Origin of the sequence: Petralouisia muris, from assembly GCF_004793545.1 — a bacterium.
Classification (GTDB): Bacteria; Bacillota; Clostridia; order Lachnospirales; family Lachnospiraceae; genus Petralouisia; species Petralouisia muris.
The window spans coordinates 1-11,389 of record NZ_SRYA01000108.1; the positions used below are offsets into that span (position 1 = coordinate 1).

Below are 11,389 nucleotides of genomic sequence, written 5' to 3' on the forward strand. Positions count from 1 at the left end.
GTTCCTCTTTTGACAAAAGATTAATTGCCTGATTTTCTACATTTGCTTGCTTTTTTGTTTTATTTGCTTGAGGTATTCTTTTTGGTCAATTCCTTTTACTCTTTAAAGTATACCGGAAGCTCCTACTTACCATATCGGATCTATATATTCCGGCTCTGGCATTTTCACTTCTATAAACTTCCCATCTTTATCTGTCAATACAATATCCGTTTTTATTTGAATTATATCTTCTGTTCTATGTCCCGCTTTTCTTCTATTCTGCAATGCTTTAAGAATTTTCCCGGCATATCTCCTGATTCTTGATTTCCTCAATGGACAGTCTTCTTCTATATTGATCCTTCCTGTCCCTTTCCCATTTTTAGCGCAGTAATCATCCAGGTCAAAATATCTTCTTACATCCTTCTTGTAAATGCAATGGCTGAAATTCTCCGGTTTCCTGTCCATATAGATTTTCATGAAACGCTCTCCTGTCATTCATTCTCTGAATCTATTCCGTTTTTGTTTTATTCATCCTCTATTTTTTCTGTCAATGTCTCGCTTGGGTAAAACTTCACTTTCTTATGCTCCGGCACAATGCACGCTTCTCCGGTTTTTGGATTCCTTGCTTCCTTCTCTTTTACGGTTTTTAATTCAAAATGTCCAGTTCCATAGAAATTAACTTTCTTCCCCTCTGATAGAAAATCCATAAGCGTTTCCCAGAATAATTCCGTCATTTTTACTGCATCCTTTTTATAAAAACCGCCTTTCTCCGCAATTTTATATGCGAATTTCTTTTTGTTCACTGTATCCATAATGCTTTATCTCCTTCTTAATTCTCGTCATTTAACTTCTTACTGATGTTCCCTGGCTTCTTAAATATTGGACTGCCAGATTCAATAAACTTCCATTGTTGATCGTTTCGTCCATTGCCTCATCCCACACACGGGGTTTATGGTTGACAAACAGTCCCCCATGCAATTCACTGTTTGATGACGGGCTGCAATGCTTTCTGTAATTGGTTCATGTTCTTTATGTGTTTTGCCATTATAAGTTGTCCTCCTTGGGTTTTAGATTTTCTGATTTTGTTTTTGGAATTCTGTTTTGCTTTTGAGTTCTGTTTTGATTGTTACAATGAAATTGTGTTTTCAAGTTACTGTAGAATTGGCTGTTAGAATGCCCTTGTGAAGCTCTATGTGGCTCATAAGGGCATTTTCATGCTAAATGCGGTAATATTAGTTTGTGGTTTCAGGCACTAAAATAAGCCCACCATCAATTATATTTCTGTAACTGATCATAGACTTATCCTGATTACCCTTTTCATTTTCACATTCGGAAAATGCCATAAAATAGGCATTATAAAAAGCTGCTGACGGGAATCGAACCCGTGACCTCCGCACTACCAATGCGACGCTCTACCGACTGAGCCACAGCAGCAACTATATCTTCTATCAGTTGTTTCCCCAACCGACTTATCTAATATACTATATTATTTCCCACTTGTCAACATTATTTATAAAATTTTTGCAAATTTTCCTCGAATTCTCTGCAGCGCATTATCAATTGCTTTCGGCTCCTTTTCCAGTGCCTCTGCAATCTGGCGATAATTCATTCCCTCCAGATACAGTTCCAGTACCCGCCGTTCCAAAGCGCTGAGACTCTGGGCTATTTTTTCATGAATTGCCCTGACATTCTCCCGGTCAATCAAAAGCTGTTCCGGATTGGCATTTTCAAAAGTCTCCAATAAATCCAGAAATGTATCTGTACCCTCTTCCCCCATACTGGCATTCAGGGAAATATAACTGTTCAAAGGCTGATGCTTTTTCCTTTGAGAAGCTTCCACTGCATGATAAATCTGCCTGGTAATGCAAAGGTCTGCAAAATGGTAAAAAGAGGCGTCCTTTTCCTTCCGATAATCCCGGATTGCTTTAAACAATCCAATCATTCCTTCCTGAATCAAATCATCGGTATCTCCGCCAATCAAAAACATGGCATTGGCTCGTCTGCGTACTAAATACTTGTACTTTTCCATGATATAATCGGTAATATCGGGCTGACCATTCCGTAATTCCTCGATTAACATTTCATCTGTCTGATTCTGATATTCGATCTTCCTCTGCACTTGTTTATCCTCTAAATATTCATACTCTTATTCCTCAATTTGCCCTGCAAATTGGTTACAACGGGTATTGCCCGCATTTTTAATCACTTCGTGATGGCGGGCAAGCAGGTAATCAATTTGCCCTGCAAATTGGTTACAAACGTTGCCGCACAATTTCGTAGGCCAGGATTCCGGCTGCGACGGATGCATTTAAGGAATCAATTTCCCCGGCCATTGGAATGGCAGCTGTAAAGTCACAGTTTTCTTTTACCAACTTACTGACTCCTTCCCCTTCGCTTCCGATTACCAGTCCGATTGGCCCCTTTAAATCCAGATCATACATCCTTGTACCGTCCATATCGGCGCAGACAAACCACAGGCCCTGCTCCTTCAATTCCCGAATTGTATTCGAAAGATTCGAAACTTTTGCCACTGGAGTATAATTAATTGCCCCGGCAGAGGTCTTGCCTACTGTGGCGGTAAGCCCCACTGCCCGCCGCTTGGGAATAATCACTCCATGGGCTCCCGCTAAATTAGCGGTACGGAGAATGGCGCCCAGATTATGGGGATCTTCTATATTATCTAAAAGCAGCAAAAAAGGCTGCTCCCCTTTTTTCTTTGCAGACTCTAACATATCCTCCACCGAAGCATACTCATAAGCAGCCGCAAAAGCAATCACTCCCTGATGCTTTTTTGTCTCTGAAATCTGATCCAGCCTTTCTTTCGAGACAAAATTTACAATAGTATCATGTTTTCTTGCTTCTCTGGTAATGGATCTCACCGGCCCGTTCTGGCATCCCTCCAACACAAACAGCTTGTCTATGGTTTTACCGGAACGAAAAGCCTCCATCACGGCATTTCTTCCCTCAATCGTCAATTCCTCGTATCTCATTCCTGTCCCTCTTTAGAACCATCATTTCTTTCATTCTTCACAGTTCCATCTGTTTCTTTATTCTTCACAATTCCATCTGTTTCTTTATGCTCCGCAGTTCCGTCTGTTTCCTGCATTTTCTGCAGCCCCGTCAGAATCAGTTCCATCATCCGTTCCATTTGATTTTCCAGATACAGATACCCCATCAGCGCTTCAAAGCCTGTCGCCCTGCGGTAATCTGCCACGGACGCATTTTTTGCCATAGTAAATGATTTTGCATTTCTGCCCCGCCGGTATATGGCACGCTCCTCCTCTGTCAGTTCCGTCTGCAGCAGCCCAATCATCTCTGACTGGGCATGGGCTTTTACCAATCTGCTGGTTTTTTTATGCAAATCATTCACATGGGCATTCCCTTTGCCCACCATCAGGGAACGGATCGCCAGATCATAAATTCCGTCTCCGATATAAGCCAGCACCAGCGGGGAATAACTTCTGATATCCGCCTGTTCTATGCCAAATTTTTCTAAAAAATACTGGTTTATGCCCTTTTCCATTTTACCCCTTCTCTGGTATCCTCCAGAACGATTCCCTGTTTCAGAAGCTGTTCCCGTATTTCATCTGCTCTGGCAAAATTTCTCTCTTTTCGGGCCGCCTGACGTTCCGCAATCAGATTTTCAATCTCTTCATCCAAAATTTCTTCTTTTTTCTCCAGAATAATCCCAAGAATATCGCAGAGAAGACTCAAACGCTGATACAGCAGCTCCAGCAGTTCTTTGGAAGACGCTCCATTTACTTTTGTATTGATGTATTTTACCAGTTCAAATACTGCTGAAATACCGTCCGCCGTATTAAAATCATCCTCCATGGCTGTCTCAAATTTTGTGATAAATCCCTGACTTTCAGCCCAAATCTTCTTCTCATCCTCTGTCATCTGCTCTTTTTCGGAATTTTTGGATAAATGCTTTAGATTTTCTGCCCCGTTGTGAATCCTTTCCAGGCCATTCTTAGCGGCTTCCATCAACTCTGCACTGAAGTTCAATGGACTCCTGTAATGTGCGCTCAGCATAAAAAAGCGCAGCACTTGCAAATCATATTTTTCACTGATTTCCCGCACTGTAAAAAAATTTCCCAGAGATTTAGACATTTTCTTATTGTCTATATTCAAAAAACCATTGTGAAGCCAATATCTGGCAAAAATTTTTCCATTGCAGGCTTCGCTCTGAGCAATTTCGTTTTCATGATGAGGGAAAATCAGATCCTCTCCCCCTGCATGAATATCAATTTCTTCACCAAGATATTTCCGGGACATTACAGAACACTCAATATGCCACCCCGGACGCCCCTGGCACCAGGGAGATTCCCAATAAGGCTCTCCGTCTTTTTTAGGCTTCCACAATACAAAATCCAGTGAATCCTCTTTGTCTTCTCCGGTTACTTTAATATCCCTGTGGCCGGCTTGCAGATCATCCAGATTCTTGTGGGACAGCTTGCCGTATTCTTTAAATTTCCTGGTGCGGAAATAAACCGTTCCATCCGGCGCCGGATAGGCATAGCCTTTATCAATCAATGTGGAAATCATCTCAAGCATTCCGTCAATTTCCTCTGTTGCCAGAGGATGAGTGGTTGCCGGCTTCACATTCAACCCTGCCATATCCTTCTTACATTCCTCAATGTAGCGTCTGGAAATCTCCTGGGCGGTTATTCCTTCTTCCATTGCCTTTTTTATAATTTTATCGTCTACGTCTGTAAAATTAGATACAAAATTCACTTCAAATCCCTTGTACTCCATATAACGTCTTACCGTATCAAATACAATCATAGGCCTTGCATTCCCAATATGAATAAAATTATATACGGTAGGCCCGCACACATACATTTTCACCTTTCCCTCTTCCAGTGGAATAAATTCTTCTTTCTGTCTGCTTAATGTATTGTATACCTTCATAAGTCCTCCTGCTTTCTGCCTATATCTGTGCCTTTGCATCATTCTGCAGCCTCCGCACTTCTTTTTCCAAATCAATCACGCGATTGCAAAGCGCAGAATTTTCATGCTGCAGCAAAGTAATATCCTCCATCACCGGATCAGGAAGATGCACCTGATCCATATCACTTCTGGGAACCTTTATATTGTCACGTTTTACAATTCTGCCCGGAACCCCCACCACAGTACAGTTGGGTGGCACTTCCTTCAGCACCACGCTGCCGGCGCCGATTTTGCTGTTTTCACCCACTGTAAAAGAACCGATAATCTTGGCGCCTGCACTGACCATCACATTATCACATAAGGTTGGATGGCGCTTCCCGGTTTCTTTTCCAGTGCCTCCTAATGTAACGCCTTGATAGAGGGTTACATTATCGCCGATAATGGCCGTTTCTCCGATAATCACACCGCTTCCATGATCAATAAAAAATCCTTTTCCTATCACGGCTCCCGGATGAATCTCTATCCCTGTTTTCCTGGCGGCCTTCTGGGAAATTCTTCTTGCCCGGAAATAATGTCCTTTTAAATAGAGCCTGTGGGCTTTCCGATAACTGAGCATTACACGAAAACTGGGATACAGCAGCACCTCGAAAGGAGATTTGATTGCCGGGTCCCGCTCCTGTATCACTTCAAATTCTTCCTTTATATGCTTCCAAAATCCCATCTCCTGTCATTTCCTTTCAAACGTCAATCTTTTATACCCATTCACTCAAATTCACCCGGGTATCTCTCACCAGCATTCCTGCCAATTCAGAAATATCCATCTCCTGCTTAACACTTTCTCCCGGTATTTCCTGAATCTTTCCGCCGCTTTTGCCAATTTCAATTCGATAACACCCACAATTGGAGGCTATCACAGAATCCTTTATTTTTACATCATAACAATGCTTTGCTTCGCTTTTCATCAAAAAAACAAATTCTCTCAGACTGGCAATGCGAAACATCATATCAAACTCCGCAAAAGCAATTTCACAGTCCGGTATAGCTTCGCGGCAAACTTCTGTCAAAGCTTCTTTGGTTCGGCTGCAAAAGCCTGGCATAAGCAGCAATTCTTTCACCTCAGCCCTGTCAGGCTCTTCCATTCCGTACACAAGCACCCCTTGTGTCACTTTCCTGTTCTTCCATATAAGAATCCCGCCCCGCTCTGTTTTTACTTCTGCAAACAGACGTTTATAATACCACTCATCCCGCTTTATAAATATATGATACTGCTCCTTGAGAATATTATTGGAAAATTCTATCATTTCAGGAATATCTTCCTGATTGGCCTGCCGCCACTGCATTTCTTTTTTCTCTGCATGAGATTTTTCTTCCGAAAAGAAAAACACTGCTTCTGCCTTCTGCAGTATTTCATTCTCAGAATGAACTGCTTCCTGCAATGTTTCGTTTTGGAACGGAAGCACATTTGCAGCATGTAAGTCTCTGGTTTCCCAATGGTTTTCCTCAGAAAAAACTTGAGAAAAAAATACAAATCCCTGTCCCTGATAATAGGCAGGATCTGCCGGCAGAAGAAAGGTAAAGGGAATCTTCCTGTCCGCCAAATCCTGCAGTGCATACTCCATGACACGTCCCATTTTCCCCAGCCTTCGGCACTCCGGTTTTGTTGCAACCGCCACTATATAAGGAATAGTCTGCAGCTGGCCGTATAACCAAAGCGCATAAGGATTCAAGTGCATCATCACCTGAATCTTCCTATCCTCTTCCATCACAAGAATCTGGTTGTCACTGGTTTTCCATTCATAATAATAATCCACAAATTCCTCTGAATCTTCCGAAAAAGCAATTTCATACAACGCTCTTGTCCCATACTTTTCCTTTTGTTTTACATATCGTATCTCTTCCATACTTCCGCTTTCTGCCACTGTCAGACACTTCTCCAGAATTTCTTTTCCCCTGTGCAGCTGCTCCTGCAGAAAGGAAGATATTTTCATATATCTGCTTTCCTGCAGCCGCCGCAGCTGCTGCAATTTCTTTCGCTGTCAAATGCTGTCACACTGCCTTCATATAGTCCTGTCAGGGAACAGATTGCCTGGGCTGCAATTCCCTGTTGACTTCCGGTAAATCCCAGTCCCTCCTCTGTGGTGGCTTTGATATTAATTTGATTCTCAGCAAGATGCATTATTCTCGCCACGTTTTCTTCCATCTGCGAAATAAAAGGCCGTAATTTGGGCTTCTGCACAATAATTGTAGCATCAATATTTTCCACCACATATCCTTCCTGAGCCAGCAATCCGCTCACCTGAGCCAGAAGCTTCAGGCTGGAAACGCCCCGGTAGGCTTCATCTGTATCCGGAAAATGCTTTCCAATATCTCCAAGGGCTGCCGCTCCCAGCAAAGCATCCATAATGGCGTGCACCAGGACATCTGCGTCTGAATGGCCTTCCAGCCCCAGCGTATGGGGAATTTCCACACCGCCTAAAATTAATTTTCTGCCCTCTGTTAACCTGTGCACATCATAACCTGTTCCAACTCTCATCCATATCCCTCTGTTTTCTTTTTTATGTAATGAGGCTTTCCCTCTTCATAACTTGTCCCGGTTCTTATCCGTCTCTCTATTTTCCTTCATATGTAATGAGACTTTCCACATCATACCCAGAAAGCTTTTCTCTCCCTTTCAGACCTGCCAATTCCATGACAAAACAGATTTTTACTACCTGTCCGCCCAACTGTTCAATCAATCCGATAATCGCTTCAATGGTTCCGCCAGTGGCAATCAAATCATCAATAATCACTACCTTCTGACCCGGCTGAATGGAATCCTTATGCATTTCTATCACTGCACTTCCATATTCCAAATCATATTCTGCCGAAATTGTTTCACATGGCAGTTTCCCTTTCTTCCGTACTGGAACAAAGCCTTTTCCGGCTTCATAAGCTACTGGCACTCCGAAAATGAATCCTCTGGATTCCGGCCCCACTACCACATCATAATCCACATCTTTCAGACTCTCCATAAGACCTTCAATGGCAAGATGCAATCCGTCTGCATCCTGCAGAATACTTGTAACGTCCCGAAAAATAATACCCGGCTCCGGAAAATCAGGGATACTTCTCACATAATCTTCTAATTTCTTCATAATCATTCTCCTCCAATCGTTTTTCTCACACAATGCAATGCTGCTTCGATGGTGTCATCCATATCGTAATATTTATATTGTCCAAGCCTTCCGCCGAAAATTACATTTCCCTCTTTTTCGGCAAGCGCAAAATATTTTCCGTAAAGCTCCATATTCTTATCATTATTTACAGGATAGTATGGCTCATCTCCGGGATTCCATACCCTGGGATATTCTCTGGTAATTACTGTCTTAGGCTGAGTTCCATACTCAAAATGCTTGTGTTCAATAATTCGGGTATAAGGAATCTCATATTCCGTATAATTCACCACTGCATTACCCTGATAATTCTCTTCTTCCAAAATCTCCGTCTCAAATCGGAGGGATCTGTATTCCAGGTTTCCAAAACAATGATCAAAATATTCATCAATCATGCCTGTATAAATTATGTCCTCTGCAAGTTCCCGATAACTGTCCCGATGTTCCAGGAAATTACAGTTCAGTCTGACCTCCGTTCCCTCCAGCATTTTTTCCACGATCTTTGTATAGCCGCCAATGGGAATTCCCTGGTAGTTATCATCAAAATAATTATTATCGTAAGTAAACCGTACCGGAAGCCGTTTTATAATAAAGGCCGGAAGCTCTGCGGCCCGTTTTCCCCACTGTTTTTCCGTATACCCTTTTACCAGCTTGGTATATACATCCGGACCTACCAGATTAATGGCCTGCTCTTCTAAATTCTTCGGGTTCTCCACAGCATATTCCCGTTTCTGTTCTTCAATTTTCTTCCTTGCCTCCTGGGGCGTAACCACTCCCCACAGCTTATGAAAAGTATTCATATTAAAAGGCATATTGTAAATCTCACCCTGGTAATTTGCCACCGGCGAATTGGTATACCGGTTAAATTCTGCAAACTGATTGACATACTCCCACACTTCTCTGTCAGAGGTATGGAAAATATGCGCTCCGTATTCATGCACCTGTATTCCTTCTATTTCTTTTGTATAAATATTCCCAGCAATATGACTGCGTTTATCTATGACAAGACACTTTTTTCCTGCTTTTTTCGCTTCCTGAGCAAATACTGCGCCAAACAGTCCTGCCCCCACAATCAAAAAATCATACTTTTTCATTCGAATTCACCTTTCTGTCCATTCCATCCCCGGAAAAACGGTACTCTGGATTTCTATATCAGTATAGTATAACCTGTTAGTTTGCACAAGAGATTTTTCAGCAAAATATACCGAAAATCTTTTTATACCCATGAGCGAAATGATTTACCAACAAGTTTTCGCTATTTCAAGAAAACAAGCAAGTCATTTGGCAAATAAGTATGCTCTTGAGTATAACTGCAAGCGGGAAGGCAAAACTTCCATTTCTTTCCATAATTTTAACACACAATACGGTTTTATTCTGGTATAATGTGGGTGAGGTGATTAAGATGGCAGTTAGCAATATTATCAAATCAGACAATATGGAACTGTTAGAACAATTACAAACCGAGAATCAGCTTCTGTTAGAAGAAAATAAAAAACTAAACGATACAGTTGGCTGGATGCACGACACGATCTGGCGCCTGGTACGCAAACAGCAAACAGAAAGTTAACTTTTCATCATGACAAACCGGCAGCACCATCTCTGCCGGTTATGTTCATGTCTCTAATCGTCTCTTTTTTTAACTAATACAATCTTTGTGATTCCGTTACTGGAATCATCTTTTCTTGTCTGCAGCTCTGAAAAAGATTCTATTAATTTACCAAACTTATGATATCCATAATTTCTGCAGTCAAAATCAGAATACATTTTCTGAATCATATTCCCTAGCTCTGACAGATACATCCAACCATCCTCATCTGAATTTTCATCCAGCAAAGATATTATAGTGGCCTTAATTGACTTCAGATTGGTAATGGGCTCTGCATCCTTAACAGATGCTTTTTCTGGTTCAGAATTTCTTCCGCCCTGCTTTCTCACTCTCTCCTGAATATTATTTTTTGGCTCCGGATTGTTATTCTTAGATTCAGAATTATTATTTTTATACAAAACATCCAACGTCTTAAACTGCTCACAAGCTCTGACAAAGGGCGTTGGCGTCTTACTCTCTCCCATACCAATGACACGTTTTCCTGACTCTCTCAAACGCATGGCCAGCTTTGTGAAATCACTATCGGAAGATACAATAATAAATCCGTCTACATTACCAGTATATAACACATCCATGGCATCAATAATCATTGCCGAATCAGAAGAATTTTTCCCTACCGTATAATTATACTGCTGAATTGGGGTCAAAGAGCTTTCCAGTAAAGAATCCTTCCAGGAATTCTTAGAACTAGAGGTCCAGTCTCCATAAATCCGCCTTATCGTTACATTTCCCAGTGTTTGTGCTTCTTTTGTGACAATCCCTATATATTTGGATGATACATTATCTGCATCAATCAGTAGAGCATATTTCTTTTCATCATCCATCTTATACCTCCTTTTTCTTTGATTCATTCCTTATTATAATACTTTCCGCTGGCAGAAACAACCATCCCCGGTCAGAAAGAATAAATTCTCTTTTTTTTCCCATACTACCAGAGAGGTGATGTTATGGCATCTTATGTAGCTCCCGGTTTACGGGATAAATTTGAAACATTGTCAACAGATTTAAAAGACTGCATTTTGGCACGGAACGTCAGACTGCAAACTCTTCAGGATCTCATCCGCGTATTGGAAGAAATCGTGGAAGAAGGGGAATCCTAATGCAAATCCAGCCATGCAGAACACAAAAATGTGTCTCTTACATGGCTGGATAATTATTTGCATGACTAAGATTTAATTGTCATACAATTGTCAAGTTTAGCCATTGCCTCTTTTACAGGCCGCCGCAATTCTTTTTCCTGTGCACTGTTTATCAACTCGAACGTACTGTGAAGTCCGCTAATCTGTTGATCCAATTCATATAAATCTTCCCGCCTGTTCCTATTTTGATGTTCTTCACGCAGCCTGCTTTCTACCTTTTCTTTTAAATAATCCATTTCTATGCTTATCATATAGTTTCTCCTGTCACTCAAAATATTTTGCCAGAAATAGTATATACCGGATTTCCTTTCTCATACATGAAAACAGGTATTTGCTTTTGCAGATTGCAATAAAAAAAACAGAATAGACATAAATTTTTCTACTCTGCTAAAAACAGGGGAAGAGGGATTCGAACCCCCGTGAACGGTTTTGGAGACCGCAATACTGCCGCTGTATGATTCCCCTATAATATATACAATACATTCCACGTAATGCTCATTATACGTGGAATCCATTCCTTTTGTCAATATATTTTCCATGATTTCAATAAATATTAAAGCAATACTTCATATACCTTCAAAAATCCATACAGGACAATCCATCTCTTCCTTCCATCTTTC

General features: G+C 41.3%; 14 protein-coding genes, 2 tRNA genes and 1 pseudogene. 2 read left to right on the plus strand and 15 right to left on the minus strand.

Annotated elements, in window-relative coordinates; translation table 11 throughout:
• Window positions 1-126: 126 nt before the first annotated feature.
• The 12 genes and pseudogenes from E5329_RS26270 to glf form a co-directional block, all read right to left on the minus strand.
• Entirely contained in the window at window positions 127-456 is a 330-nt protein-coding gene (locus tag E5329_RS26270; protein WP_135992165.1) for a hypothetical protein, read from the minus strand.
• 47 nt (window positions 457-503) lie between these two features.
• Window positions 504-791 carry an HU family DNA-binding protein gene (locus tag E5329_RS26275; protein ID WP_135992166.1) on the minus strand — a complete coding sequence of 96 codons (288 nt, stop codon included), beginning with the start codon at window positions 789-791 and terminating at the stop codon, window positions 504-506.
• Between the two features lie 549 nt (window positions 792-1,340).
• Window positions 1,341-1,413: transfer RNA gene (locus tag E5329_RS26280), tRNA-Thr, on the minus strand.
• A gap of 76 nt (window positions 1,414-1,489) precedes the next feature.
• Window positions 1,490-2,059 (minus strand): RNA polymerase sporulation sigma factor SigH, encoded by a 570-nt coding sequence (sigH, locus tag E5329_RS26285; RefSeq protein ID WP_408634706.1) that lies wholly within the window; start codon window positions 2,057-2,059, stop codon window positions 1,490-1,492.
• 172 nt (window positions 2,060-2,231) lie between these two features.
• Window positions 2,232-2,969: a 23S rRNA (guanosine(2251)-2'-O)-methyltransferase RlmB gene (rlmB, locus tag E5329_RS26290; RefSeq protein ID WP_135992168.1), complete on the minus strand. Its 738-nt coding sequence runs from the start codon at window positions 2,967-2,969 to the stop codon at window positions 2,232-2,234.
• Between the two features lie 98 nt (window positions 2,970-3,067).
• Window positions 3,068-3,502: pseudogene (locus E5329_RS26295) on the minus strand (Mini-ribonuclease 3); the annotation flags it as partial.
• Window positions 3,487-4,893 carry a cysteine--tRNA ligase gene (cysS, locus tag E5329_RS26300; RefSeq protein WP_135992170.1) on the minus strand — a complete coding sequence of 469 codons (1,407 nt, stop codon included), beginning with the start codon at window positions 4,891-4,893 and terminating at the stop codon, window positions 3,487-3,489. The pseudogene E5329_RS26295 and the gene cysS, both read right to left, overlap by 16 nt.
• 19 nt (window positions 4,894-4,912) lie before the next feature.
• Window positions 4,913-5,593 carry a serine O-acetyltransferase EpsC gene (gene epsC, locus E5329_RS26305; protein WP_135992171.1) on the minus strand — a complete coding sequence of 227 codons (681 nt, stop codon included), beginning with the start codon at window positions 5,591-5,593 and terminating at the stop codon, window positions 4,913-4,915.
• A gap of 31 nt (window positions 5,594-5,624) precedes the next feature.
• Window positions 5,625-6,860, minus strand: coding sequence for a GNAT family N-acetyltransferase (locus E5329_RS26310; RefSeq protein WP_135992172.1), 1,236 nt, complete (start codon window positions 6,858-6,860; stop codon window positions 5,625-5,627).
• On the minus strand, window positions 6,857-7,405 hold the full coding sequence (ispF, locus tag E5329_RS26315; RefSeq protein ID WP_135992173.1) for a 2-C-methyl-D-erythritol 2,4-cyclodiphosphate synthase: 549 nt from the start codon (window positions 7,403-7,405) through the stop codon (window positions 6,857-6,859). Before ispF ends, E5329_RS26310 begins: the two co-directional genes overlap by 4 nt.
• A 76-nt stretch (window positions 7,406-7,481) precedes the next feature.
• A complete protein-coding gene (locus E5329_RS26320; RefSeq protein ID WP_135992174.1) occupies window positions 7,482-8,006 on the minus strand; it encodes an adenine phosphoribosyltransferase in 525 nt (174 codons plus the stop codon).
• 2 nt (window positions 8,007-8,008) lie between these two features.
• Window positions 8,009-9,118, minus strand: a complete 1,110-nt coding sequence (glf, locus tag E5329_RS26325) for a UDP-galactopyranose mutase (RefSeq protein ID WP_135992175.1) — start codon at window positions 9,116-9,118, stop codon at window positions 8,009-8,011.
• A gap of 308 nt (window positions 9,119-9,426) precedes the next feature.
• On the opposite strand from glf, the gene E5329_RS30125 reads away from it, so the two are divergent.
• On the plus strand, window positions 9,427-9,591 hold the full coding sequence (locus tag E5329_RS30125; protein ID WP_168356784.1) for a hypothetical protein: 165 nt from the start codon (window positions 9,427-9,429) through the stop codon (window positions 9,589-9,591).
• Between the two features lie 53 nt (window positions 9,592-9,644).
• Here the strand turns inward: E5329_RS30125 and E5329_RS26330 are convergent, their stop codons facing one another.
• Window positions 9,645-10,454 (minus strand): NYN domain-containing protein, encoded by an 810-nt coding sequence (locus E5329_RS26330; protein ID WP_135992176.1) that lies wholly within the window; start codon window positions 10,452-10,454, stop codon window positions 9,645-9,647.
• Between the two features lie 123 nt (window positions 10,455-10,577).
• Between E5329_RS26330 and E5329_RS30130 the strand changes: the two genes are divergently transcribed.
• The gene (locus tag E5329_RS30130; RefSeq protein WP_168356785.1) at window positions 10,578-10,730 is read left to right on the plus strand and encodes a hypothetical protein; all 153 of its coding nucleotides are present in this window, start codon (window positions 10,578-10,580) and stop codon (window positions 10,728-10,730) included.
• A 65-nt stretch (window positions 10,731-10,795) separates the two neighbouring features.
• Here the strand turns inward: E5329_RS30130 and E5329_RS26335 are convergent, their stop codons facing one another.
• Both E5329_RS26335 and E5329_RS26340 read right to left on the minus strand, forming a co-directional pair.
• Window positions 10,796-11,020, minus strand: a complete 225-nt coding sequence (locus E5329_RS26335; protein WP_135992177.1) for a hypothetical protein — start codon at window positions 11,018-11,020, stop codon at window positions 10,796-10,798.
• 143 nt (window positions 11,021-11,163) lie between these two features.
• A tRNA-Trp gene (locus E5329_RS26340) sits at window positions 11,164-11,234 on the minus strand.
• Window positions 11,235-11,389: the final 155 nt, after the last annotated feature.

Excerpts from the sequence above, each read along its gene's own strand:
- E5329_RS26270 (WP_135992165.1), bottom strand. The coding sequence starts at position 456 with ATGAAAATCTATATGGACAGGAAACCGGAGAATTTCAGCCATTGCATT.
- E5329_RS26275 (WP_135992166.1), bottom strand. The coding sequence starts at position 791 with ATGGATACAGTGAACAAAAAGAAATTCGCATATAAAATTGCGGAGAAA.
- sigH (WP_408634706.1), bottom strand. The coding sequence starts at position 2,059 with ATGTTAATCGAGGAATTACGGAATGGTCAGCCCGATATTACCGATTAT.
- rlmB (WP_135992168.1), bottom strand. The coding sequence starts at position 2,969 with ATGAGATACGAGGAATTGACGATTGAGGGAAGAAATGCCGTGATGGAG.
- cysS (WP_135992170.1), bottom strand. The coding sequence starts at position 4,893 with ATGAAGGTATACAATACATTAAGCAGACAGAAAGAAGAATTTATTCCA.
- epsC (WP_135992171.1), bottom strand. The coding sequence starts at position 5,593 with ATGGGATTTTGGAAGCATATAAAGGAAGAATTTGAAGTGATACAGGAG.
- E5329_RS26310 (WP_135992172.1), bottom strand. The coding sequence starts at position 6,860 with ATGAAAATATCTTCCTTTCTGCAGGAGCAGCTGCACAGGGGAAAAGAA.
- ispF (WP_135992173.1), bottom strand. The coding sequence starts at position 7,405 with ATGAGAGTTGGAACAGGTTATGATGTGCACAGGTTAACAGAGGGCAGA.
- E5329_RS26320 (WP_135992174.1), bottom strand. The coding sequence starts at position 8,006 with ATGAAGAAATTAGAAGATTATGTGAGAAGTATCCCTGATTTTCCGGAG.
- glf (WP_135992175.1), bottom strand. The coding sequence starts at position 9,118 with ATGAAAAAGTATGATTTTTTGATTGTGGGGGCAGGACTGTTTGGCGCA.
- E5329_RS30125 (WP_168356784.1), top strand. The coding sequence starts at position 9,427 with ATGGCAGTTAGCAATATTATCAAATCAGACAATATGGAACTGTTAGAA.
- E5329_RS26330 (WP_135992176.1), bottom strand. The coding sequence starts at position 10,454 with ATGGATGATGAAAAGAAATATGCTCTACTGATTGATGCAGATAATGTA.
- E5329_RS30130 (WP_168356785.1), top strand. The coding sequence starts at position 10,578 with ATGGCATCTTATGTAGCTCCCGGTTTACGGGATAAATTTGAAACATTG.
- E5329_RS26335 (WP_135992177.1), bottom strand. The coding sequence starts at position 11,020 with ATGATAAGCATAGAAATGGATTATTTAAAAGAAAAGGTAGAAAGCAGG.